Source organism: Nonomuraea sp. NPDC052265, from assembly GCF_044547985.1.
Lineage (GTDB): Bacteria > Actinomycetota > Actinomycetes > Streptosporangiales > Streptosporangiaceae > Nonomuraea.
Genome location: NZ_JBIUBJ010000003.1, coordinates 619,598 through 642,832 on the forward strand (window position 1 = coordinate 619,598; position 23,235 = coordinate 642,832).

General features: G+C 68.5%; 23 protein-coding genes. 18 read left to right on the forward strand and 5 right to left on the reverse strand.

Annotation, left to right across the window (positions count from 1 at the left end; translation table 11 throughout):
* Nucleotides 1-171: 171 nt before the first annotated feature.
* From ACIHAD_RS12665 to ACIHAD_RS12685, 5 genes are all read left to right on the forward strand, one after another.
* Nucleotides 172-2,130, forward strand: coding sequence for a hypothetical protein (locus ACIHAD_RS12665; protein ID WP_397354483.1), 1,959 nt, complete (start codon nt 172-174; stop codon nt 2,128-2,130).
* A 303-nt stretch (nt 2,131-2,433) separates the two neighbouring features.
* Complete coding sequence (locus ACIHAD_RS12670; RefSeq protein WP_397354484.1) at nt 2,434-3,360, forward strand: integrase; 927 nt, start codon at nt 2,434-2,436, stop codon at nt 3,358-3,360.
* Between the two features lie 59 nt (nt 3,361-3,419).
* Nucleotides 3,420-3,638, forward strand: a complete 219-nt coding sequence (locus ACIHAD_RS12675; protein WP_397354485.1) for a hypothetical protein — start codon at nt 3,420-3,422, stop codon at nt 3,636-3,638.
* Complete coding sequence (locus tag ACIHAD_RS12680) at nt 3,628-3,798, forward strand: hypothetical protein (RefSeq protein ID WP_397354486.1); 171 nt, start codon at nt 3,628-3,630, stop codon at nt 3,796-3,798. Before ACIHAD_RS12675 ends, ACIHAD_RS12680 begins: the two co-directional genes overlap by 11 nt.
* A 33-nt stretch (nt 3,799-3,831) precedes the next feature.
* Nucleotides 3,832-4,344 (forward strand): DUF6624 domain-containing protein, encoded by a 513-nt coding sequence (locus tag ACIHAD_RS12685; protein ID WP_397354487.1) that lies wholly within the window; start codon nt 3,832-3,834, stop codon nt 4,342-4,344.
* Nucleotides 4,345-4,427: 83 nt separating this feature from the next.
* Here the strand turns inward: ACIHAD_RS12685 and ACIHAD_RS12690 are convergent, their stop codons facing one another.
* Nucleotides 4,428-5,771 (reverse strand): helix-turn-helix transcriptional regulator, encoded by a 1,344-nt coding sequence (locus tag ACIHAD_RS12690; protein ID WP_397354488.1) that lies wholly within the window; start codon nt 5,769-5,771, stop codon nt 4,428-4,430.
* 287 nt (nt 5,772-6,058) lie between these two features.
* Here ACIHAD_RS12690 and ACIHAD_RS12695 point away from each other — a divergent pair, with 287 nt between their 5' ends.
* The 8 genes from ACIHAD_RS12695 (at nt 6,059) to ACIHAD_RS12730 (ending at nt 14,905) form a co-directional block, all read left to right on the forward strand.
* Nucleotides 6,059-7,549 (forward strand): NAD(P)-dependent oxidoreductase, encoded by a 1,491-nt coding sequence (locus ACIHAD_RS12695; RefSeq protein WP_397354661.1) that lies wholly within the window; start codon nt 6,059-6,061, stop codon nt 7,547-7,549.
* Nucleotides 7,546-8,190 carry a hypothetical protein gene (locus ACIHAD_RS12700; protein ID WP_397354489.1) on the forward strand — a complete coding sequence of 215 codons (645 nt, stop codon included), beginning with the start codon at nt 7,546-7,548 and terminating at the stop codon, nt 8,188-8,190. Before ACIHAD_RS12695 ends, ACIHAD_RS12700 begins: the two co-directional genes overlap by 4 nt.
* Entirely contained in the window at nt 8,187-8,975 is a 789-nt protein-coding gene (locus ACIHAD_RS12705) for a methyltransferase (protein WP_397354490.1), read from the forward strand. Before ACIHAD_RS12700 ends, ACIHAD_RS12705 begins: the two co-directional genes overlap by 4 nt.
* A gap of 104 nt (nt 8,976-9,079) precedes the next feature.
* Nucleotides 9,080-9,790 carry a hypothetical protein gene (locus ACIHAD_RS12710; RefSeq protein ID WP_397354491.1) on the forward strand — a complete coding sequence of 237 codons (711 nt, stop codon included), beginning with the start codon at nt 9,080-9,082 and terminating at the stop codon, nt 9,788-9,790.
* Nucleotides 9,790-10,749: a GNAT family N-acetyltransferase gene (locus ACIHAD_RS12715; protein ID WP_397354492.1), complete on the forward strand. Its 960-nt coding sequence runs from the start codon at nt 9,790-9,792 to the stop codon at nt 10,747-10,749. Before ACIHAD_RS12710 ends, ACIHAD_RS12715 begins: the two co-directional genes overlap by 1 nt.
* On the forward strand, nt 10,746-11,852 hold the full coding sequence (locus ACIHAD_RS12720) for an aldo/keto reductase (RefSeq protein WP_397354493.1): 1,107 nt from the start codon (nt 10,746-10,748) through the stop codon (nt 11,850-11,852). Before ACIHAD_RS12715 ends, ACIHAD_RS12720 begins: the two co-directional genes overlap by 4 nt.
* Nucleotides 11,849-12,673 carry an endonuclease/exonuclease/phosphatase family protein gene (locus ACIHAD_RS12725; protein ID WP_397354494.1) on the forward strand — a complete coding sequence of 275 codons (825 nt, stop codon included), beginning with the start codon at nt 11,849-11,851 and terminating at the stop codon, nt 12,671-12,673. Before ACIHAD_RS12720 ends, ACIHAD_RS12725 begins: the two co-directional genes overlap by 4 nt.
* A 96-nt stretch (nt 12,674-12,769) precedes the next feature.
* Nucleotides 12,770-14,905 carry a B12-binding domain-containing radical SAM protein gene (locus tag ACIHAD_RS12730; RefSeq protein ID WP_397354495.1) on the forward strand — a complete coding sequence of 712 codons (2,136 nt, stop codon included), beginning with the start codon at nt 12,770-12,772 and terminating at the stop codon, nt 14,903-14,905.
* A 303-nt stretch (nt 14,906-15,208) separates the two neighbouring features.
* Here the strand turns inward: ACIHAD_RS12730 and ACIHAD_RS12735 are convergent, their stop codons facing one another.
* Entirely contained in the window at nt 15,209-16,246 is a 1,038-nt protein-coding gene (locus ACIHAD_RS12735; protein ID WP_397354496.1) for a hypothetical protein, read from the reverse strand.
* 509 nt (nt 16,247-16,755) lie between these two features.
* Between ACIHAD_RS12735 and ACIHAD_RS12740 the strand changes: the two genes are divergently transcribed.
* Genes ACIHAD_RS12740 through ACIHAD_RS12750 form a run of 3 tightly spaced genes read left to right on the forward strand, consistent with a single transcriptional unit; the run spans nt 16,756 to nt 19,984 of the window.
* Nucleotides 16,756-17,358: a hypothetical protein gene (locus ACIHAD_RS12740; protein WP_397354497.1), complete on the forward strand. Its 603-nt coding sequence runs from the start codon at nt 16,756-16,758 to the stop codon at nt 17,356-17,358.
* Nucleotides 17,355-18,590, forward strand: coding sequence for a DegT/DnrJ/EryC1/StrS family aminotransferase (locus ACIHAD_RS12745; protein WP_397354498.1), 1,236 nt, complete (start codon nt 17,355-17,357; stop codon nt 18,588-18,590). The genes ACIHAD_RS12740 and ACIHAD_RS12745 overlap by 4 nt, the downstream gene beginning before the upstream one ends.
* A complete protein-coding gene (locus ACIHAD_RS12750; protein WP_397354499.1) occupies nt 18,587-19,984 on the forward strand; it encodes a formyltransferase family protein in 1,398 nt (465 codons plus the stop codon). The genes ACIHAD_RS12745 and ACIHAD_RS12750 overlap by 4 nt, the downstream gene beginning before the upstream one ends.
* A gap of 5 nt (nt 19,985-19,989) precedes the next feature.
* Here the strand turns inward: ACIHAD_RS12750 and ACIHAD_RS12755 are convergent, their stop codons facing one another.
* Together ACIHAD_RS12755 and ACIHAD_RS12760 are read right to left on the reverse strand one after the other, a co-directional pair.
* A complete protein-coding gene (locus ACIHAD_RS12755) occupies nt 19,990-20,418 on the reverse strand; it encodes a hypothetical protein (RefSeq protein ID WP_397354500.1) in 429 nt (142 codons plus the stop codon).
* Nucleotides 20,403-20,609 carry a hypothetical protein gene (locus ACIHAD_RS12760; RefSeq protein ID WP_397354501.1) on the reverse strand — a complete coding sequence of 69 codons (207 nt, stop codon included), beginning with the start codon at nt 20,607-20,609 and terminating at the stop codon, nt 20,403-20,405. Before ACIHAD_RS12760 ends, ACIHAD_RS12755 begins: the two co-directional genes overlap by 16 nt.
* Nucleotides 20,610-20,678: 69 nt before the next feature.
* Here ACIHAD_RS12760 and ACIHAD_RS12765 point away from each other — a divergent pair, with 69 nt between their 5' ends.
* Both ACIHAD_RS12765 and ACIHAD_RS12770 read left to right on the forward strand, forming a co-directional pair.
* Nucleotides 20,679-21,506 carry a hypothetical protein gene (locus ACIHAD_RS12765; protein WP_397354502.1) on the forward strand — a complete coding sequence of 276 codons (828 nt, stop codon included), beginning with the start codon at nt 20,679-20,681 and terminating at the stop codon, nt 21,504-21,506.
* A 5-nt stretch (nt 21,507-21,511) separates the two neighbouring features.
* Nucleotides 21,512-22,426, forward strand: a complete 915-nt coding sequence (locus tag ACIHAD_RS12770) for a carbohydrate kinase family protein (RefSeq protein ID WP_397354503.1) — start codon at nt 21,512-21,514, stop codon at nt 22,424-22,426.
* Here the strand turns inward: ACIHAD_RS12770 and ACIHAD_RS12775 are convergent.
* Nucleotides 22,423-23,016, reverse strand: coding sequence for an NUDIX domain-containing protein (locus tag ACIHAD_RS12775; RefSeq protein ID WP_397354504.1), 594 nt, complete (start codon nt 23,014-23,016; stop codon nt 22,423-22,425). The two genes, ACIHAD_RS12770 and ACIHAD_RS12775, sit on opposite strands and share 4 nt — an antisense overlap.
* Nucleotides 23,017-23,235: the final 219 nt, after the last annotated feature.

The following is a 23,235-nucleotide window of genomic DNA, read 5'->3' on the forward strand; positions in this document are numbered from 1 at the left end:
GAAGCGCCGGGATGAGTTGCGATGAGACGGCTCACCGTTGCCGGTTCGTGAGCACTTGAGACTGCAGACCGCGCCAACCGGGGTGATGATGAAGCGATGAGTCGCGATGGGAGCGAAGGTGGCAAGCGTCGGCCACGGCCGATCGTCCGCCCCAGCGTGCCGCTAGGACCATTGGCCGATCTGAAGGCCCTGCTGTACGAGCTGTACGTCCAGGCCGATCGCCCGTCCCTGGACGACATCGCCGCCGCCATCACCGCCGATGATGACCTGCCGGGCGCCCCTGGACGCGACAGCGTCAACCGGATCATCGGGTGGCCACAGCTTCCCCCGGCTCAGGCCGACGTGGTGGCCGTGGTCAGGGTGCTGGCTCGCCAAGCGCGCTGGGACGAGACGGACGCTGCCGCCCAGGCCCGCAGCTTGTGGACCGCCGCACAGCTGGCCGCGTCCCGGCCACTCGAACAGCTACCCGAACGGTTGGGACAGCCGATCGCCGACCTGAACCCGCTGGCGTTGGAGGTGCATCCTGCCATCACCGCCGGGTTGTTCGTGTCCGACCCCGACGTGTGGTTACTGCACCCCCAAGATGACTTGCCGGCCTACATCCGCCGCGCCCATGACGACGCCCTGGCCGCGATCGTGGACGAAGTCCAGGCTGGCGCCTGCCGTTTGGTGATGCTGATCGGCGACTCCTCCACCGGCAAGACCCGCGCCTGCTGGGAAGCGGTCTGCGGCCTGGGCGAGCCGTGGCGGCTGTGGCATCCCCTCAACCCGGGAAGACCTGCGGCCGCTGTCGCCGACCTGGCCCGTGTTGGCCCGCACACGGTGGTGTGGCTCAACGAAGCCCAGCACTACCTGATGACCGCCGACCCGGCCGTCGGCGAGCAGATCACCGCGGAGCTGCGCGAGCTACTGCGCACTCCTGAGCGAGGTCCGGTATTGGTGGTCGGCACGCTCTGGCGGAAGTACTGGACCATCCTGACGACCCCGCCCAGTTTCCCGCCTGACCCGTACGCCCAGGCTCGGGAGCTTCTCAAAGGCACCAGCATCAGCCTGCCGGAAACGTTCACCGGCGCCGACCACGAAGTCGCGATCCGCCGCACCGACCAGAGCAAGGACCTGCGGCTCGCTGAAGCCCTCAGCCGAGCCTCCTCGGGGCATCTGACCCAGTACCTCGCTGGTGGCCCGGCCCTGATCGAACGCTACGACAAGGCTGAACCCGCCGCTCAGGCCATCGTGAAGGCGGCCATGGACGCCCGCCGCTTGCGCCATGGCCTAGCCCTGCCGCGTCGTTTTCTGGAAGACGCCGCCGCCGGCTACCTGACCGACGAGCAGTGGGACCTTCTCCCAGACGATTGGCTGGAGCGCGCGTTCGCCTACCTGACCGATCCGGAGCCCTGTCGGGGCGCCCGCCCGCCGCTGACCCGCATCCGCTCCCGCCCCGGCCGCTCGGCAGGGTCGGCCGGCACGAACGGTGGCGAGCCCTGCTATCGACTGGCCGACTACCTAGAACAGCACGGCGCCGGTGAGCGTCACCGGCTGTGTCCTCCGGCTGAGTTCTGGCAGGCCGCTGCTGCTCACGCCACCGACCTCGTCATCCTGGCTGGCGCCGCCGAGGATCGCATCCGTTACCGGTACGCCGCAGCTCTGTATCAGGCGGCGGCTGATGCTGGGGATGTCGACGCGTTGCGAAAGCTGACTCATTTGCGGGAGTCGGTCACAAATCAAGTGGATGCTGAGCGACTGTTTCGGACCGCGGCTGTTACTGGGGACTTCAGCGCGTTACCGGATCTGGAATGGCTGCGGACGCGGGACGAAAGTCCGCCGGATGGGACTGACATGGGGATTGTTAGGGTGATAGTCGCTTATGCGAATATGAAAACACCTTGGAAGATGAGTAATTATGGCCCCACTGTGGGGATGTTGACGTCGCTAGTGAAGTCGCTGGAGAAGGAGGGGGATCGAGCAGGTGCTGAGCAGGTGGCATGGCAGGCGGCTGACGCTGGGTACAGCAACGTGATGCTTTTCTTATTCTGGATGCGGTTGCCAGAGGAAGCCGTTAGAGGCGGAAGCTGGAATGATCTGCTGCGGTTCGGGCTGAAGGCTGATGGTCGGATCAGCGATCCGTGGTGAGCTACACACGTATGTTCCCGAATTGGTTGGCGGTGTCCCATTAGATGGGCGTCCCGCCTAGATGAGCACCTCGCCGCAGCTTTCATGTAGGTGTACGTGGATCTCGCTTGACTACCTCTTGGCTTTTTCGGAGGTTGCCTGACCCTGGCTTTGTACCCGCGATAACGTGGCTTATCACGGGTATGGAAATCCTGGGGGAGGCATGGGGTGGAGCTTGCCAAACGCGACCAGACAGGCACCGCGCTCACGACACTAGAACCCGCCTACACGGACGCAGACTTCGCAATCTCGGACAGCACCCGTGTGCGGCTCGCCGACAGCATCCCCGCCAACACCAAACGGGCCTACACCCGCCAGTGGAACGCCTTCACCGCCTGGTGCACCTCCAACGGCCACCGGGTGCCGCTACCGGCGACCGCACAGACCTTCGTCGACTACGTGACGCACCTCGCCGACGCCGGGTACGCCCCGGCCACCATCGAGCAGGCGATGGGTGCGATCCGCAGCTGCCACACCAACGCCGGTTACGAAAGCCAGCCTCACGGCCGCGCCGCCCTGCAGGTGCTGCGACAGTACCGCCGCGAGCGAGCCGAGAACGGCCAACGCCACCAGAAAGAAGCGCCGCCGGTCACCATCCCGGTGCTACAGGCCATGGTCGACGCCTGCGACCAGAACACCGTGATAGGCGTCCGCGACCGGCTCATCCTGGTGGTCGGGCTGGCGCTCATGGGCCGCCGCTCCGAGCTGGTCAACCTCAACCGGGCCGACGTCGTCCAGACCGGCGAAGGTCTGGACATCACGATCCGCACCAGCAAGACCGACAAGAACAGCATCGGCGAGGTCATCTCTGTGCCGAGCGGCAGCCACCCGCTCACCGACCCGGTCGACGCCTGGCTGGCCTGGACCAGCATCCTCGACGACGCCGGCGAGCACGGCGGCCGGTTGCTGCGCCGCCTGTACGTGCACGACAGCATCGGCCGGTCGCTCGGCGGCGACGCCATCAACGAGATCGTCCGCGGCTGCGCCATCCGGGCCGGCGTGCCGCGCGCGGAGGAGTACACCGCGCACAGCCTCCGTGCGGGCGGCGCCACCGTGGCGTACGCCGCCAGGGTCCCGGTGTCCGTCATTGCCAAGCACGGCCGCTGGTCCCCGACCTCGCCCGTGCTGCTCCGCTACATTCGCGCCGTCGACCGGTGGCGCGACAATGCCATGCGTAACGTCGGCCTGTAACCCAATGACCTGACGAGCAGCTGCGAAACCCCGCGCCTCACTGACCAGGAGAACGACAGTTGAGCAAAGAGCTGGCACCCGCCTCGCCCCGCTGGGCCCTGTACGCGCGCGCGGCCACACCGCTCGACGTCCGTGCCCAGCTCGGCGAGTTGCGCACCTACATCGAGGGCGACACCGGCGGGATCACTTGCGTCGCATGCTTCGACGTGGGCCGCCCCGGGCCCGGACGGCAGGCGCTGCTGGCGCGGGCCGGGATAGCGTGGCCGTATGCCATCTGATGCACCGCTTGCACCGCCCGGCATGCCGATCTACGCCGACGCGACCCCTGCCGATCTCGTGCGCGAGATCTTCGCCCTCTACGACGCGGGCTGCACGGCCGAGGAGATCGCCGACATCTTGAACCGGGGCGGCGCGTCTGCCCTGGAGAGGGCGATGTAAACGTCGCCATTGCTGCAGCGGAAAGAGAGTGTCTTGCTTGATGTCGAGCTTCGGGACGAGTTGCTGCGTCGCATGGACCGTGATCAGGCTGTGCGAACCGTGGCACCCCTTGGTGTCCCCCTGCCGCGGGAGATTGACGAGGAGTGGGATGCCGTCGATACCGGCAACACCGCATTCATGAAGGGCCTGATCGCTGAACGCGGCTGGCCGGGCAACGACATGGTCGGCGAGGAAGCCGCTCATGTCGCGTGGGTGCTGATCCAACACGCTGACCTGGATCTGGAGTTTCAGCGCAGCTGCCTGCCGCTCCTCCGAGCTGCTGTTGACGCGGGTCAGGCCAAGGCATCCGACTTGGCGTATCTCATCGACCGCGTCCGCGTGGCCGAAGGCCGCCCTCAGGTGTACGGCACCCAGTACTGGGTGCAGGACGGGGTGTTCGGGCCGCGGCCGACCGAAGATCCCGATCGCCTCGACAAACGACGCGCCGAGGTCGGCTTGGCCCCGCAGGCGGACTATGGCCGCACGATGCGCGATTTGTACGAGTGACGCTGCGGGGGCACGCGGAATTCATGCCCGTTGGCTGGGTTCGGTCTGCACGTTGAAACGGCCGCCTGTCTGGGAGCGGCTTGTCACATAAAGGAGGGTAAAGCGTTCAGGCAGGCACGGAACTCCTCGGCGACAGGTTCCCCCACAGGTAGCCGCTGGGCGAAGGCGTGGAGATGGTCGATGACGCGGCTGGAGTCGACGCCGGTGACGAGTTCGATGGCGCGGCGCGCTGTGTCGACGGCGCCGTCCAGGTCGTCCTGGTCGAATTGGGCGTCGGCGACGGTGGTCAGGCCGAGCACGGCGTCGCGGGTGTAGTCGCTGCCACGCTCTGCCATGCCTCCCTCCAACAGCCGCACCGCGATGTCCGGGCGGCCGAGCTGTACGAAGCCCATGCCGACCTCGATCGTGTGGGACGGCTGCCGCATCCAGTAGATCCACGGCGGATCCTCGTCGGCGTCGCGGCGCCCCCAATGGTCGTCACCGCGAAACAGCACCTCAACGGCCTGACGGGGTTCGCCGGCAACGGCGTGGGCGCGAACCTGCCAGGCGTCCAGCATCGCGTGCACGGCGCGGGAAGAGCCCGGGCCGATGCGTTCCCGGGCGGCTTCCAGCAGGTTGATCGCAGCGCGGCCATCGCCGGCGTAGGTGTGCTGCATCGCCATGAGCGACAGGATGTAGGCGCCGGTCAGCGTGTCGCCGCCGGTGGCGGAGGTGCGCAGTCCTGCGTGCCAGTAGCGTCCCGCGGCGGCGTGCCGGTCGCCGTCGAATGCACACCAGCCAGCGAACCGCAGCAGTTCACCGGCCGCGGCGAATAGGCGCTGCTCGACGGCTGAGCGGTAGCGGCCACGCTGCAGTAGACGGGCCACCAGCTGCAGGTCGGCTTGGGCGAGGTGGAGGCAGTAGTCGCCGCCGACGAGGTCGTCCAGGCGCCACAGCCGGTGGATGTGGTTTTCGACCCATGCCACGATTTCGGTGTCGACGGTGCCGCCCTCGGCGGCGTGGGTGATCTTCTGTGCGGGTACGGCCGCCCAGGCCCCGGCCAGCTGGACGGCGTCGTCACCGGACATCAGGAGGAACGATCGCCGATCGGTGTCCGCGTTCATGCACCCCGCCATGGTGTGTTTCGCCGCCTCGACCGTCCACGCCTGACCGAGCGGCTCGGTCCCATCGACCATCAGCAACCACGACGGCCAAGGATGATTCAACACTTTCCGCCGGTCGATGCCCACCTCTGCGGCGATGGCGAGTTGCGCGTCGAGCTCCGGCGTGACCAGGTTGTGCTCCCACCGCCAGACCTTCTGCCGATTTACGGCCATGTTCAGACCTGAACGGCGCTGCACCAGCTCGGCGACGTCGGTCTGGCTCCAGCCGCGCTGATCCCGCAGATAGGCCAGCGGGTGGCGGAACAGAGATTGATCGTTGCTCATGTCGTGCCCCTTAGGGGGAGGGGGAGGACTACAGCGAGACTACGGCGCTGCCCTGTCCGGAGCCCCTGGCACGCGGTTGGGTGAGATCAGAACGTAACCAGGAGAGCGCGCGGTGCGACGGGAGGGGCCCGTGAGGCCATCCCCTTCCCCCATGCTTCGAGAAGGAGCTCTGCGGTGATGATCTTCATGTTGGTGGCCGCTGTCAGCGGTGAACCCTCCCGGCTCCGGGACCGTGGCCACGCCGCCCAGCGTGGCGACGCGGTCGGCACGAGCATCGGGGGGTGCGCATGATCCCGCTGGGGCGTGCCGCGTCCATCGACTTCCGCGGCGGTGCCGCAGACCTGCCGATGGCGTTCGAATCGGTGATCGAGGCGATCGCCAAAGTCGTCGACGTCAGCGAAGTAACCGGCGACAAGCTGGACCTGCGGGTACGTGTAGGGGCTGGCGGATGCGTCCGGCTGCTGGGAGGCGCACCGGCCGAGCCGAAAACCTCTCCGGAGGACACGCTCGTCCTGACGATGGTGCTGGAGGCCACCGATGGGCTGTCCTCCGACCAGATCAAGGCGATCTTGGGTGCTGTGCGGCGGGTGCCGTTCACCGCGACCGAGATGGCCACGCTGCGCGGTCAGATGCCGCTGACGGGAGAGCTGCCGATGTTCGCCCCGGCGGGCTGCCTGTCGTCGGTGGCTCCGGTGCTGACCGTGCACCACATGACCGACTTCCTGATGCTGGTGGAGGCGGTGCAGGCGATGGGCGTGCCACCACAGGCGATAACCGTCCTCGACAAGGGCTACCCGTACCGATACACCGATCGGGTGGATGCCCACCTGACTCGGCAGGGCATCACGGTGTGGCCTTGGACCCGGACGCCGGACGCCCTGGAGGACCACGTCCGGCGTGCCGCCGAACTTGGCCGGCGGGGGCTACTCGTCGACGACGGCGGCTACACGCTGCCGACGATGCTGAACAGCCGTCCCGGCCTGCTGCCGCATTTCATCGGCCTAGTCGAACAGACGATCTCTGGCATCACTCGGCTGGAGCCGTGGCCGCAGCCGCCGCTGCCGATCTTCTCCGTCGCCGAGTCCAGGATGAAGGCGACGGTGGAGTCATACGGTGTCGCTGACGCAGCGATCCGGAACGCCCTGAAGCTGATCTCTGAGGAGAAGCTGGAGGGCCGGGCCGCGCTGGTCATAGGGCATGGGCGGATCGGCGAGCAGATCGCTGAGGTGCTGCGGGCGCGGCGGATGCGAGTGGCCGTGTACGACCAGCAACTGGTCCGTCTCATCGCCGCCCACGAGCGGGGTTTCGTCACCGGCCGCAGCCTGAGCACGCTGCTGCGCGAGCACCGGCCGATGCTGATCGTCGGCAGCACCGGCCGCACCAGCGTGCGAGGTGAGCACGCTGCCGCCATCGGCGGCGACTGCTACCTGGTGTCGACGACCTCCCGGAACACGGAGTTCGCGATAGCCGAACTGGTGGAGGAAGCCGCAGAGGTCAGCGACGCCGGCGTGCTGGGCATCCGCTTGCGCCTGCGGTCCGGAGCCCACGCGACGATCATCGGTGACGGGTTCCCGGTGAACTTTCACCACGCCGAATCGCTGCCGAACGCCTACTCCGATCTGATCCTCGCCAGTCTCCTCGTCGGCGCGGCCACCCTCGCCGCCCTCAATCACGGCTTCACCCCAGGGCACAACGTGGCTCGCAGCGATCAGGTCCTGGAATCGTGCGGATTGCTGGATCGGTACTACGACCTGTTCGGCCCGAAGGCCGCACGATGACCGTCCGAACCACGCCGCAGGGGGAGCGGTACTTCACCGCCTCCGACGTCGGAGGGATCTTCGACCCGGGAGTGGTCACCAGCAGCAAGCACCGGCGCCGCGTCTGGTACGAGGAGCACAACCTGAACGCCGCAGTTCGTATCGCGCTCGTCGTATCCCGCCGGTCGTGGCTCGACGCCGTGACCGTCGTTCCCGCCGGTGTCGCCCTGGCTGAGGCCGGTCTCGCCCTGGCCTTCGGCGAGCACCTGTACGAGGTGCGGTGCCGCCGCGGAATGAGGAGGGCGTGCGTGACAAGCCCGGTGAAGCCGCCTCTGCCGCGCGGCGGGCTGTGCCGCCTGCCGCATCTGGCCACCGTTCAAGGACCCGACGGGGTGTGGCGGGACGTCGCCGTGTGGGAGGTGATGCCCGCTGATCGGTTCCGCTCCTGGCTCGGCCGCGACTCGGTCGACCTCAGAACGATCGAGGAGTGGCTGCCGACGCTGCTGGCGTTACGCGGCGCCGTCCGCGCCGGCGCCCTGCCCGACACGCCTACTGCTCGTGCGCTGCAAGAGTTGCTGACGACCCGCTACATGTCGATCCGGCTGGTGCTGGAACACCCGAATTTGTTCGCATCTCTGCTTTCGCTCAAGGAGGCTTCGTGACCAACAGTTGGCTTTCGGCGTCCGGCGGTGACCTGTCGGCCGGGTACGCGCGCCATGCCGGCACACTGCGCGGTGCGCTGCGTCACGCACTGGTCGCCCGCGCGCTACGCACCCACCTGCCCGCCGGGGCGCAGCAAGTTCTGGACGTCGGCGGCGGAGACGGCCACCAGGCCGTCCAACTCGCCCGGATCGGTCACCACGTGACACTGCTCGACCCGGACCCGGCGATGCTGAAGCAGGCCATGGATCGGCTGGCGGCCGAACCTGAGCAGGTCCGCAGCCGCGTCAGGCTGGTGGAGGGCACCGGTGAGCAGGCCAAGGACCTGGTCGGCGGCGGCTACGACCTCGTGCTGTGTCACGGCGTGTTGATGTACGTCGACACCCCGGCGACGTTCGTGCGTGATCTCGTGTCGGCAGTACGGCCCGGCGGCATGCTGTCGCTGCTGGTGAAGAACCGCGACGCGCTGGCCATGCGGCCGGCGCTGGAGGAACGGTGGGCTGACACGCTCGCCGTCCTGGACACCAACTCCGAGACGGGCAATCTCGGCGTGACCAGCCGAGCCCACACCGTCGCCGAAGTCGAGGCGATGCTGGCCGCCGCTGGCGCCTTCACCACGGTCTGGTATGGCCTGCGCATGTTCACCGACCACTTCGGCGACAGGCCGGTCGGCGAAGACTTCAACCTGATCCTGGACGCCGAGTGGCAGGCCGGGCGCCGCGAGCCATACCGGCGCATCGGCCGCCTGCTGCATTTCCTCGCGTGGACAGGGCGGCACGACAGCTGATGACGATACAGGCCCCTATCACCGTTACCGACGCCTGGTCGGTGGCCCGCCGCACCTGCGCGCGATCCTGCTACTGCTACCACGCCGCGTGGAGGCTGTTTCGTGTGAGCGGTCTGAAGAGCAGCCCCAGCTGGCATGCGGGCCTCTACCGGCGGGCCCTGGCCGACCGGACGCCGTCGCACGCGCTGGTGTGCGGCTCCAGCGACGAGACCATGCCGCAGGTCCTCACCCGGATCGTGCCCGGCCTGCGCCTCACGGTCGCCGACGCCTGCTCCACGCCGCTGCAACTCGTCGAGGCGTGGGCGGCCTGGGGCGGCGCTGACGTGGCCACCGTACGATCACACGCTCCTGATCTGGCCGGCCTGTCCGGCCCGTTCGATGTGATCGTCACCGATGGGTTGCTGTCTCTCCTGCCCACCCCGGCCGACCGGAACGCGCTGATCACCCGCCTGGCCGGTCTGCTAGCCGATGACGGCGTGCTGATCTACACCACCCGCATCGCCGGACGCCGGGCCCGGCTGGAGTACGACCGGCCCGGCCGGGTCGTTCAGGCGTTGGCCGCCGCCGCCTGGCCTGCCCCGCCCGCCGAGCGGCTGCGCCTGGCCCGGCACCGCTTGCAGCGCCCATCGCGGCCCAGCCCGTTCACTGCGCCGGAGCAGGTCGCCGACGCTTTCCGTGGAGGATTCGACCAGGTGCGCGTGGTCACCCGCACGGCGGCGCCCACACTCGCGTTGGCCATGCACCCGGCGTTCCTGACCGGGCGGGGCAGCGTCTGCGTCGGCGTGACCGCTACTCACCCGAGGAGCCAGTTGTGATGACGCTCGCGATCACCACGGCCGTCTACCGGCCCGGAACGGCCCTGGATGAGGAACTCGCCGGTCTCGGCTACGCCGCGATGCGCGGCTGGCCGGATCAGCGGCCGGTGACCGCCGCGCTGGTGCGCTCCCGGCTGCGCCCGCAGGGGAAGACGCCGCCGACGATCGTGTTCCTGATGCGCTCCGCCAGCGGCGGCTTGGCCGCCGCGGCTGCTCTGCGCCAGCCCGCCGGGCCAGCCGCGTCGGCGCGGCTGTGGGGGCCCGCGGTCGCCCCCGAATGGCAGCGAAAAGGGCTGGGCAGCGCGCTGCTGAAGCAGGCGACCGAGTGCCTGCCCAGCCGGGCGACGGTGCTGACCGCGGAGATCCCCGCCACCCGCGGGCACGGCTGCAGAATGTTCGAGCGGGCCGGGTGGCGTCTGTACTCCGCCGCGGCGCTGCTGAAAGCGCGAATCATCCCCGACTGCGACGCGCCGGACGACGACCAGCAGCCGCGTGTACGGCCAGCGGACGCTTCTGATGCTGCCGCGCTGGGCCGCCTCTACCACGCCGTCCACCCCGAGCACGGGCATGACGTCGCGCAGGACACCTACAGGCGGTGGGCCGCCGACGAGCGGTTCGTCGACGACGGGCTACTCGTCGTCGACGGCTCCGACGGACAACTGCAGGCGGCAGCCCTGGTCTACCCGCTCATTCACAGCGGCTGTGGCGAGCCGCCGGAGGCGCTGCTGGCTGACGTGCTCATGCACCCCGCCGCCGACCGGACCGCCCTGACTCGTCCGCTGATCACGGCGGCGCTGGCCGCCGGCACCCGGCACGACGCCGTGGTGGCCCGCGCCATCGTCCCGACCACCGCACATGACCTCCTGGCTCGCCTGCAAGCGGCAGGCATGGCCATGGAGGAGGAGATCCGCTACTACCAGGCGCCTGCGACGCCGCACACCCAAGGAGCAGCTCTATGACGTCGTCCCCTGCGTCTCTTCCGCAGCGCACCCTCGGCCGCTGCGGCATCACCGTTCCCGCTGTTGGCATCGGCTGCTGGGGCATCGGCGGCCCCGACGAGAACCTCGGCATGCCGATGGGCTGGTCCACCGGCGCATCCGCGGAGGCGGCCGCCGCCGGCCTGGAAACCGCATGGAAAATGGGCGCCCGCCTGTTCGACACCGCCGACGTCTACGGGCACGGCCGCTCCGAACGGCTGCTCGGCAACCTGGTCGCGCAGGTGCCGCGCGAGGAAATCGTGCTGGCGTCGAAGGTCGGATACTTCCGTGGCACCGCCGAACACGGCTTCGAGCCGCGCCACATGCGCCGTCAGCTGGAACAGACGCTCGACAACCTAGGCGCGGATTACGTGGACATCTACTCTCTGCATCACTCGAACTTCGGCGCCGCCGACCGGTGGCTGGAGCCCGCGGTGGAGGCGATGCGGGCCTTTCGGCGTGAGGGGCTGATCCGGGTGATCGGGATGCGTGGCCCGCACCGGTACGCCCCCGAACGTCTTACGACCTCTCCCGAGCAGCGCGAGGACAAGTCCGACCGCTTCCGGCGGGTGTTCGACATGGTCCGCCCCGACGTGCTCGCCGTCCGCGACCACCTGCTGTCGCCTGCGGTCCGCTCGGGGATCTTCGCATTCGCGAAGGAGCACCGCGTCGGCGTGCTGATCAACAAACCGCTCGCTCAGGGTCTGCTCACCGGCTCCTACGACCCATCCGCCATGCCTTTGTTCGGCGAGGGCGACCATCGCCGCCGAAAGAGGTGGTTCACACCCCAGGCAGTCACGGTCATCGACGAGGGCCTGAAGGAACTGCAGGGCCTGGTCGGGTGGCGCCGGGAGGATCTGATCCGTATCGCCTTGTGGGCGTGCCTGGATCGCTATGCTCATGCGGCTGTGCTGGTCGGGTTCACCCGCCCCGAGCAGGTGGCGACGAACCTGTCCGCGCTGGGAGGCCCCCCGCACCCGACGGTGATCGCCCAAGCCCGCACGATCATGGAGCAGGTGCAGGCGCGGCTGGACGAACAGGGTCAGGTCTTCACCGACGAGACGACCGTGAGGGAAAGCCCATGAGCAGCAGCGACGGTCGCCATCAGCTCAGCCTGCTGCAGCCCGGCACTCACCACGCTGAGCCGGGCCGGGTGCGGGTGCTGACCCTCAACGTGCAGCACGCCAGCCCTGTCCGGTCCCGGCGGCAAGCGGAGTGGCTCGCCGCCCAGGACGCCGACGTCGTCGTGCTGACCGAAGTCACGCCCGGCGGGCACTCCATCATCCAGGCCCTGGGCGAGCACGGGTTCACCGTGCACGCGGTCGATGGAGGCTCGGATTACCTGACGATCGTCGCGTCCCGTATCGGCAAGCAGGAGCCCGTCCCTATCCGTCCCGGCCATCTGCCGCACCGGTGCACCGCCGTCCGCCTCTACCTCGACGAGGGGCCCAGCATCGGCGTGGTCGGCCTGTATGCGCCGTCCCGCGGACCGCAGGAGCGGCGCAACGTCGACAAACGCGCCTTTCAGGATGCGGCGGCGGAGCTGCTGCCCACCCTGGCCGATGATCTCGCCGTGACCGGGCCCATCGTCATCGCGGGAGACCTCAACGTCGTCGAGCGGAGCCACCAGCCGCACCACGCCGTGTTCGGCAAGTGGGAGTACGACTTCTACGACGCGTTCGCAGCCGCCGGCTACGGCGACGCGTTCCGCCACTGCCACCCCGACGTGGTCGATCACTCCTGGTACGGGCGCCGCAGCGGCGAAGGCTACCGGTTCGACCATACGTTCTGCTCACCCGTCGGCGCGGCCGTCGCCTGCTCCTACGTGCACGAGGCCCGCACCTCGGGACTCAGTGACCACGCGGCGATGACCGCCACCATCGCCGTACCCGCCGGCACCCTCTAACACCCTCAGCTCGCAGCCCTGGGCGCCCACGCGGCGCCACAGGGCGGATTCGTCATGCCCTTCTTCTCTCACGTATCTCGCGTACGGAGGTTCCGCATGCCCCCCACCGCCGTCAGCGCCAGCCACAGCCTCCTCCTGGAGGCCGTCGGCCGGCTCAGGCTCACCCCGCTAACCCCTGCTCAGCAGCAGGTAATCCGGGACATCCCCCGCAGCCAGCCCAACACGGTGCGCGACGCCGTGGTCGGCCTTCTGCCCGGCCGTGACGTCGTGCTCACCGGGACGCTGGAGCGGCGGCTGCTCGCCGTCAGCACCGGCCGGCCCGGCGCGTGGCTGCTGGCCGACCTGTCCGGGCAGCCGCACGAGACGCGCGTCTGGCCCGACTGGGCCGCCCAACATGTGCAGCTGCAGACGCCGGGCGCGTGGATCAGCCACGCCGACCTGACCCCGGCCGCCGTGACCCGGCTGACCAGGCCCCGTATCCTCCTCACCGCGCTGTACCGGCCCGAGTACTTCCCGCTGCCGCGTTTCCCGCTGGCCATCTCCGACCTGGCCCGCGCGGCCCGCTCCACCCTGTCCGGCCACGTCAGCCTGATGGACATGCAGCTGGGTGTCACCCTGGACGACATCATCACCGCGGTCCGCACCCAGCGCCCCGACATCCTCGGCGTCTCCGCGACGTTCGGCCAGCACGACCTGATGATCAGCCTGCTCGACGCCGTCCAGGACAAGGTGCCGTTGATTCTCGCCGGCGGCAGCCTGACCATCCGCAACGAGGCGGTGCTGCTGGAGCGCTACCCGCAGTTGCTCATCGCTCGCGGCGCTGGCGAACCGACCATCCGCGACGTCATCGCGCACTGGCACGGCGACCTCGAGCGCGACCAGGTCCACGGCATCGGCTACGTCGGCGCGGCTCGCGGCGGCGCGCTGACTGTCGGCCGCCGCCGCACCGCGACCGTGCCCAATCGCGACGCAGACGACTTCTTCCCTGAGCTCGACCTGCTGCAGGACACCTTCGCCCACCACGGGGTGGCGCAGCTGGAGACGACGAGAGGCTGCACCAGCAACTGTTCGTTCTGCCCGCGAGGGCACAAGGGCACGTGGGCGGGCGGTGCCCCAGAGCAGTTGCCGTGGATGCTGGCCGCCCTGGACGAGGAGTTCGCTCGCCACCCCGAGATCTCCCGCACCCTGTACCTGGTGGATGAGGAGGCCATCGGCCGAGGAGACGACGCCGTCCCGCGGGCCCTGGCCGTCGCCGCTGAGATCACCAAAGCCGGCTTCCAGTGGGAGACGTCGTGCCGTATCGACCAGGTCGTCCAGCCGGGCTATGGCCGGGATTGGCACGTGGAGCGGGCCACCATGTGGCGGACCCTTGTCCGGGACGGGCTGCGCCGCTGCCTGTTCGGCGTGGAGTCCGGCGTCACGTCCATCCTGGAGCGGTTCCACAAGGAAACCGACGCCGAGCAGAATGTGTTGGCGATCCGCACCCTGTCGGCGCTGGGCGTGCCGAGGAGGTTCACGTACATCACCTTCGACCAGCTGATGAGTTTGGAGGAGCTGCGCGCCACGCACGCCTTCCAGGCCCGGACCGATCTGCTGCTGCGCCCGCTGCCGCACCTGAGCGCCGAAGAGATCGTCGACGGTGTCCGCGACCCGGCGTTCGTCGCTGAGCACAGCACCGGCATGGCGTTCTACAAGGGCATCTCCTACATGCTGGTGTCGATGGAGTGCCTGACCGGCGCCGCCTACACCCGCATGGTTCAGGCCGCCGGCCTGGCCGGGGCGGCACGGCCGTCGATGGGCCGCGTCGACGCGGAGTTCGCTGACTCGCGTATCGGCGTCTGCTCCGGCCGGGCGCAGCTGTGGGTCGACCGGAACTTCGCGCTGGACTACACACTGAAGTCTCTGGAGAAAGTTCTGGACGGTGAGCCGCGCCGACAGGTCCGCCAAGCGCGGGTCGTCATCAAGGACGCCGCGTTCGCCGTCTTCACCGGCATGCTCGACCTCATCGACGAATGCGCTGACGCCTCCCTGGGCTCGCAGCTCACGGCCGGGCTGGACACGATGCTGGAGGAGCAGTTCGAGCGGCTCCGCAGCCGCATGGACGACACAGTGCCGGGGGTCGTGGCGGCGCTCCCGCCGCAGGCCGCCGACCGGCTCCTTTATGAGCACACTCGGTGGGCGGCCGCGACAGGCTGGGAGTTGATCAACGCGGCTGATCCGTGTGGGACCTGACCCGCTAAAGGTCAGACGTATTTGGGGATCGGCACCCAGTTCCCAGGCCAGCAAGGGCGGCGGCTTCGTCGAATCTGCTGGCCCAGCCCATGGGTATGCCGAAGTTGTGGTCCGAGCCTCCGGTGCCAGCAACCGATGCCGATGGCCGGCACGGTGATCCCCGATCATCCCAGCGCGCGGACCAGCAAGGGAAGGGGGGACGATTCCCGCACTTGATGACTTCCTCACCGTGTCCGACGGGGCCGGGTTCGGCTCCATCAGGAACTCTGAGATGGACAGGCCGGGCTGCTTTGGCGGCCCGGCTCAGGCGGGGCGGCTGGACTGCTGGATGGCGTTGAGTTCGTCGAGAACGAATTGATAGAGCTCACCGGGGGCCTCGCAGACGAACAAAGGCACGGCCGAGGCCCGGCTGCGGCTGTGGCTGTAGAAGCCGACGACCGCTGTTTGGTCGAGGCGGAAGAAGCTGAAGGTGCGGTCGCCTGGCCAGTAGTGGATCTGGATGTCGGCTCCGCCGGGTTGGCGCAGAGCCGCGTAGTCACGGCGGGTGGCTTCGATGCGTTCTCGTAGTTCGTGGACGGTGAGGACGAACCGGGTGGCTAAAGTGTCAATGCTCGTCTGGTCATCGGGGTCGGCGAGGAAAACCCGGATACGGCTGTCGCGGCGGGCGGCGAGAAGGGCGAGTTGCCGGGCGTGCAGGTTTCGCCAGGTCTGCCCGTAGGCCATAAAAATGTCCAGTTCGGTGACGCTGGCGAACAGCGCATTCCATTCCAGGTCGCTCAGGTAGGTGGCGCCGATACGGCGTAGCCCTGTGGTGCGGATATCGCGGGCCAGCTGGGCCGATAGGCGTGCATGCTGCATCGCCTGTTCAGCTTGCGCGAGTTTGCGGTCGATGTCCCGTTGCGCCGCAGCTTTGCTTTGCTTGATCTCCAGGTCGGCGGCGCGGCGGGCCTGTGCGGCCTCGGCAAGGAGCCGCTTGGCCTCCATCAGCGCGTGGACCTCGGCAGATCCAACCGTGGCGGCAGCCTGTGGGGAGGGTCCTACCTCGTGGGGGCCGACCTGCTCGGTTAGGCGGATCCAGGCCCGCACCCATCGAGGATCTGCTGCGGGGTCAACGCCGCAGGCTTGGAGGAAGGTGAGCACGAGCTGTCTGCGCGGGAGCCATTTTCCGGCCAACGCATCGCAGACGCTGCTGCGGGGGAGCTGCTTGTTGTATCGCCGGGCCCACTTTTCCAAGTCGCGTAAGGAGGGGTTGCCGGCGCGCGTCCGCAGTTGGCGCAGGCAAAGGGCGAACTCCTCGACCGTGCGGGCTGCAGTGGGGTCGATGTCGTCGTGATCAGGCACAAGGTCTCCGGACCGGCAGAGAGGTGTCCGAAACTGTCCGAGAGCCTAGCTGTCCGGACGCCGCCCCGCCGGGCTTTGCCCTGAACAGCGAAGGGCGCGGCGACGGGGGCGTCCGGGTCCGTCCGCAGCTCTGGCCGCGCCGCTCATCTGTCCTTTCTCCTTATCGCAAGGTCCATAAGGAGGACGCGATGGCGTGCGGCACATGATGTCCACCGTGTGTCTTCGATGTGCGTCCGCAACCGGCCATATCCGGGCGTGGTGGACGCGCAGCCAGCAGCATGGGCACAGCACACCGCAAGCGCCCTGCTGGGCCGCTGCGCCGCACCAGGCCGTACCGATCAGCAATGTGGGGGACTTGAGTGCCCGGACGACTCCTCGTGTTGGAAGGACCAGACGGCGTCGGTAAAACGACTCTGGCCCAACGCCTGGCCGAATGCTCCTACGACCAGGCGATCGCGGCCCCACTCCCGCTCGGTCAGCCGTCAGCCGACGGCGATGTATTACGGCCGTTGGTATTCGCACCCCGGCGGCAGATCTCGGCCACCTCCCGCTACGCCGCGACCCTGATGGAACACCTGGCCACCATGCTGTGGCACAGCGGAGATGCGCCCGACCTGCCGGACGCCTTCTGGGTGGGACTGCAGACGTCCTGGTTCACCGCCCACAGCCAGACCGTGCTGGCTCCGCTGCTGGAGGCCGGCCACAACGTGATCGTCGACGGTTGGATCTACAAGTTCTGCTCCAAGCTACTGCTGCAGGGCTACACCCAATCCGACCTTGACGTGATCTTCGGGCGGGTGCGGGTGCCCGATGCCGTGGTGCTGCTGTCGGCCGACCCTGAGGCACTGTATGACCGGCGCCGACAGTTCCGGCCCGCTGAGCTCGGCATGCACGCCGGATACGGCGAGCTGAACCGGACGACGTTCGTGGACTACCAGCGGGCCGGGCTGGAGCAGCTACACGCCTACGCCGCCCGGCACGCCTGGCCAGTCGTGGCTCTGGATCCGGCCGCCACTGTTGCCGAGTCGACCGCCCAGCTCACCGGCGTGATCGCCGGACTGCGCGGCTCCTTTCCCGTCGCCAGCACCGAACCCATGGAGGCTCGAAGATGACAACCACGCTCGCGGCCCACGGCGGACCCCGCACCCTGAACGTCGACGGCCCGCACTACCAGTGGCCGACGGTGGACGACAGCCTCGAAGAGGCGTTGCGGGTTCAGCTGCACCGTTCGTTGTCCGACCGGGACGCTCGCGGGGTTATCGGCGAGTACGAGCGCGCCTTCGCGGCGTTCGTCGGAGTGCCGCACGCGATCTCTTTTGCCTCCGGCACTGCGGCGATCCACGCGATGAGCCGCATCGCCGGTCTCAAACCCGGGGATGCGATCGTGGCGCCGGCCTACACCTTCTTCGCCACGGCCTCACCGTTCGGCTTCGACGGCATCCAGGTCCTGTTCGCCGACGCCGACACGTGTGGGAACGTGACCGCCCAGACCATCGCCCAGCAGCTGCAATCGAACGTCAAGGCCGTGATCGTCACCCACATGTGGGGCAACCCGTGCCGGATGGACGAGATCGCCGCGCTGTGCACCGAACGCGGTCTGCTGCTGCTGGAGGACTGCTCACACGCCCATTTCGCCTCCTGGAGCGGGCAGCGGGCCGGTACGTTCGGCGACATGGCCGTCTTCTCCACCAACCAGAAGGCGATCACGACCGGCGAGGGCGGGATGCTGGTCACTCGCAGCGACCGGTTCCGCGAGCTCGCGCTGCTGTATGGGCACTACAACAAACGGTGCCTCACTGAGATCGACCCGGGCGCGGAGTTCTACCCGTTCGCGTTCACCGGGATGGGCCTCAAACACCGCATCACCACGCTGGGTGCGGCCATCGGCCTGCACCAACTCGCGCGCGCCGACGACATCCAAGCTCGGCGCCGCACCGTCCTGGACACCTTCGTCAAGGGCCTGGACGGTAATCCGGTCATCACGCCCGTCAGCACTCCGGCCGGTCAGGGCGAGCACGGCCTGTACGTCATCGGATTGCGCTTCCACGTTGAGAACGCGACCGTCACCCGGCAGGAGTTCATTGACCTGTGCGTCGCCGAAGGCGCGCACGAGGTCGATGCGCCCGGCTCGACCCGCGACATCAGCGGCGAACCGCTGTTCGCCCGCCACGATCCGTTCGCGCCCTGGCAGAGCGGCCACGTTGAGCAGGCCATGCTGCCGGGCGTACGCGCCTTCCAGGGCTCCTTCCTGAAGATCCCGATCTGGGGGTATCCCGGCGACCAGGAGCTCGTTGAGGGGTACTTGGCGGCGCTGAACAAGGTCACCGGCGCGGTCAGCCGATGACCACCAGCACGATGACCGGATCGGGCGGTGCCGGATCCCGCTATCCGATCCGCACGCACACCGACGCCGACTTCGACCTCGCCGGCCTCCTGGCCGCGGCGGACCAGCGGCCGAGGCCGCAAGCGAGGGAAGGCCAGCGCGCGGCGCCGTTGGCGGGAGTCGCCGAAGCCGCAGCCAAGGCCCGGCTGTGGCGGCTGCCCGATCCCGGCACCGCCCCGTCCACCGAAGCGCTACCCGGAGGCACGCCGACACCTGCGGTTGCGCTCCCGGCCGGGCAGGTTGCGCCGGTCGACGTCGCGTTGCTGCACTCCTTCGAGACCTCACCGACCCTGCGTCCCCCGGTGGCTGAGCGCACCACTGCACTCAGCCCCGTCATCGCCCGCGACTGGCTCACCCTGGCCGCGCATTGGATCGGCGTCACCGCCGCCAGCGGGGACCTGCGCTTCTTCAACGCCGCCTGCAAGCTACTCGGTGCCGTGTCGATCCACCACCAAGCCGTCGCCGGCTCCGCGCTCAGCGGGCAGATCGGAGCGGTCGCCCGCCTAGTCGAGATCGCCACCAGCGACCTGGCAGCCCAGCTGGCCAATCGGCTGCCGCCCTCCAGCTCCCCTCCTCTGCACGACGAAACCCCGCAGGCGGGCGGCCCAGTTACTGTGCGGCTGAACCGACATCAGGGACAGCGACCGCGGATCGTGGTGCTGGCCGGCGCCGGATCGGGAAGCCCCGCACGGCTGGCCGCGATGACCGCGGCCGCGGGCCTGCAGTTGACCGCGATGTGCTGGTACGCCGCCCCCACCCTCGACGGCACCCCGTCGGGATACGCCGACGCCTGGTATCCGCCCGAGCAGCCACCCGCAGACCAGTTCACGGCGCCGGCCCTGCAGGTCCCGCAGATCAGCGCCGCCACATGGGACCAGGTCGCCGACGCGTTGGACGAGCATGACGCCGACCTGGTCATCTTGGCCGGCATGCCGATTGTTCCCGCCGCCGTGCTCACCCGGGCCCGCCTCGGAGTAATCAACGCCCACAACGGTGCCCTGCCGACCTACCGGGGCATGGACGCCGTGGCCTGGGCGATCCTGAACAACGACCCGGTCATCTGCACCCTGCACCTGGCCGAGCCCGGCGTGGACACTGGGGGAGTCCTGGCCACCACCGCGGTGCCCGTCACACCCGCCGGCACGCTGCGCGCCCGGGTGAAGACCGCCCAGCTGCAGATGCTGGCCGCCGCCGCCGTCCACATCACAGCCACCGGCGCCCTCCCCGCCGCCACGGCCCAGCCCGCCGGACTGGGCCGCCAGTTCTACCGGCTGCACCCCCACCTCAAACGGATCCTCGACGCCTCACCGTACGCAACCATCCCCGACCACCACGCAGGAAGAACTCAGCCATGACCGCGTTACCGCACCCGGCCTTTAAAGGACTGTCGGCCATCGACTGGACCACCACCGCCTCCATCCTGGCCGGTTGCACACCGGTGTATGAGGCGATCACCGTCGAGGCGGCCCTGCTGAGTCAGCTGCTGGAACGCCTTCCGGCCGATGAGCACCTGGCGCCGATGTGCGAACGCTACGACTTTCTCGACAAGCTCGTCCTCTACGACGACCCGGCCGCCCAGGTTCGGGTCCGTCTCCACCTGTATCGCGCGGGCTACTTCGACCGGCCGCACCCGCACCGATGGGACTTCTTCGCCGGCATCTACCGGGGCAGCTACCTGCACCGGATCTTCGGCAGCGATGAGAACTTCGGTGAGGGCACCGATCCGCGCACCCTGCGGCCGCTCATCGAACGCATCGAACGGCCCGGCTGCACCTACGCGCTGCACCACGCCACGGTCCATACCGTGCAGGCCGAGGCCGACACCATCTCGATCCTGGTGCGCGGCCCGGCGACCAGCGACCGATTCCTTGTCCTGGACGCCGAGGCAGGACGATCATTTTGGGTGTACGGCGCAGCGAACGAGACACCCGAGCAGCGTGCCGCCAAGCAGATGAACGCCGAGCAGCTCGCAGCTGCCATTGGCCGCGTTCGCGAACTGACCGGCCTCCACACCCACCCTGCCGCGCCCACCACGACCGTGGAGGCACGATGACCGGCGACGGAATGCAAGGCATGCTGTTCGGTTCCATGGACGCCGACCAGGAGCCCACCGCTCCGGCAACAGACGGAGAGCTGCGGCTATGCGCTCTCAACGTCAACAGCCCAAGCCTTCAGCGGGCTCAAGGCGTTGTCGACTGGCTGCTCTCCAGCAAAAGCAACGCCCTGGTCCTCACCGAGATGCAGCCCAGCGACGGCGGCCGACTGATCATGAGCTGCCTGGAAGCCGAAGGGTTCACGGTCACGTGCGGCTCAGGCTGGCAAAACAGCCGCTACCTGGCCGTGATCGCCACCCGAGGGTTTGATGTGGCATCGGTCCACCCGGCGGCGTTCGACCCCCGGATCATCGCCGTGGACCTGACGGCCGGGGCTGGGAGGCTGCGTCTGGTCGCGGTGTACGGGCCGACCAACGGGATGAGCAGCGACAGCAGCCAGCGCCGCAGCGCCTTCCAGCAGCGGCTCCTGGACTACCTGGCCGCCATATGTCATCCCCGAATGGCACTGGCAGGTGACCTCAACGTCGTCGAGCCCGGCCACCTGCCGCACCTGCCCGCCTTCGAAGACCATGACTACGCCTTCTACACCGGTCTGCTCAAGCTCGGCATGGCCGACGCTTACCGGACGATGTGTCCCGACGGCGCTGATCACAGCTGGATCAGCGACCGCTACGGCGCCCAGCGACTCGACCACACCCTGATCAGCGCCGCCACCGGCGACATCACCGCCTGCAGCTACGACCACAGCCCCCGCACTCAACGGCTCACCGACCACGCCGCCCTGCTCACCACCGTTCAACTCGCTGACACCCGGAGCAACTGACCACTGTGACCACCACCTTCACGGGCATTGCGGTCAGCTGTTTCAGCTACCTCGCCCGCGTCCACACCCTGTACGTTCAGGCCTACCCGCCGATCAACTACGGGGTCGATGTGGAGCGCACCGACGACTTCATGGCCGGAGACGGACCCCTGGTCGCAGGATTCCTGCACGCGCTCGGACACCCCGCCACCCTCTACAGCAACCCGGTTGCCGGCGACCCCGCCGGCCGCGCCATCACCACCCGCCTGGCCGCCTGGGGCGCCACCCTCGCCCCCAGCACGGCCGCCGTCCACGCGACCCGCACCAACACCGTGGTGGTCGACCAGTCCGGCAACCGGACCTGGTTTTCCGGACTGCGCGGCATTGTCGACGAACTCAACGGCGTCGATCTTGACCGGCTCTCCTCGGCCCCGCTGGTGTACCTGGACTGCTACGAGGTTCTGCACGACGCTCCCCGGACCATCCTCCAGGCCGCCCTGGAGGCCGGGTGCGATGTTGTGCTCAATCTTGGAGGGTCACCCCCGCCTGCGTGGCTTGCCGAGGCCACGCGCCAACGCCGGGTCGGCGTGGTGCAAACCAACGCCGATGAGAACGATCCTGCCGCCGCCGCGCGCACCCTTGATGCGCTTTGCGATCTGCAGATTGCCGACGTGGCCGTGGTTACTGCCGGACGGCGCGGCGCGACCGGCCGCACCAGCAAAGGCGCGTCAGTAACGACGGCCGCAGCAGCGGTCGAGGTACGTCAGGTGCAGGGAGCCGGGGCGGCGTTCTCCGCTGCACTCATTCACTCCCGCCTGAGCGGCGAGGACCTCGAAGGGATGCTGCGGCTTGGATGCGCGGCTGGCAGTCTGTGGTGCAGCCGCACCCACGATGGCCCCCTGCCCGACGCGCAGGAGATCAGCGCGCTTGCGACGTACTAGCCTGCGGCGACGCGGTCCAGAGCGTTGGACAGCTTGGCGACGAATCGCGCCATGCCGGGGTCGAATTGATCAGCCGCCCACCCGGCGGTCTCCAGCGCGAACCATCGCACATCGGAGAATTCGGCTGGGTCCGGGGTGATCGGCGTCCGCTGATCACCCTTGAACACGAACCACATGGTCACGTCGGTATGTGAATGCGCGCCGCGGGTCTGGGTCACCGTCAAGAAGAACGGATCATCACCGAACCGCGGGTGAAACGGCGGGGAGATGCGCAGCTCCTCGTCCAGCTCACGCACGATCGTACGGCGAGGATCCTCCCCGTCATCGACGTGGCCGCCGGGCATCAGCCAAGCGTTGGCTTTGACATGGTTGACGAGCATGACCGAGCCGGACTCCTCATCCAGCAGGGCCGCGTACACCGCCAGATGCTGAGGCGGAGTCGCCGGTTTCGCCAGCCGGAACAACTGCGCCCCGGACGCCACCCAGTCGAGCATCCACGTCCGGTCCGCAGCCTCCTTGTCGTCATAAGGGGAGACCCCAGCAACAAGATCCCGCACAACGGAACGGGGCCCATCCTCGATCGGGAACATCGCCAATCCTCCGAGAACTTCGACCAACACCGTGGACATCCTGCGACTCACCGGCACCACTAGTCGCCGCACAGGCACCCTATCGGCGCCCGGCTTTGCGGACGGGGGACTGGACAAATAACCGGCGTAACTCCTGATCAAGGAGATTCGCTTGATGAGCAGGAGAGCAGTGGTCGGCGACCAGCTGCAGACCATTTGGATCAGGCGTTCGAACACCTC